Source organism: Citrobacter sp. S46_ASV_140, from assembly GCF_018919545.1.
Lineage (GTDB): Bacteria > Pseudomonadota > Gammaproteobacteria > Enterobacterales > Enterobacteriaceae > Citrobacter > Citrobacter braakii.
Genome location: NZ_JAHLRC010000293.1, coordinates 1 through 429, shown reverse-complemented (window position 1 = coordinate 429; position 429 = coordinate 1). Strand labels below are relative to the sequence as shown.

Annotated in this window: 1 pseudogene; it reads right to left on the bottom strand. The window is 50.6% G+C overall.

What is annotated here, in order from left to right:
• Window positions 1-75 precede the first annotated feature (75 nt).
• Window positions 76-429 (bottom strand): annotated as a pseudogene (gene pflA, locus KQJ19_RS23850) (pyruvate formate lyase 1-activating protein); the annotation flags it as partial.

Sequence of the window (429 nt, the reverse complement as noted above, 5' to 3'; positions counted from 1 at the left end):
ATTTTATGTCGTAGGCATCGAACGTTGGCGTCGCGCTACTCAAGCAGAGCGCTGCGACGCCGTGGTCGTCATACCTTAGTACATTACTTTATGACCATACTGCTCAAGAATGCCTTTCACGCGCTCCATGGTCTCTTTCTTCGGTGGCTTAACACCGTCAAGTTTGTACTCTTCACCCATTGCCACCCATTTGTGTTTGCCCAGCTCATGGTATGGCAGCAGTTCGATTTTCTCTACGTTGCCCATATCGCGGGTAAACTCGCCCAGGCGGTGCGCGGAGTCGTCATCGTCAGACCAGCCAGGTACAACGACGTAGCGGATCCACACCTTGATGTCTTTATTGGACAGGTAACGTGCGAACTCAAGCGTACGATGGTTAGATACGCCCACCAGATTCTGATGGATTTCATCATTCATCTGTTTGAGATC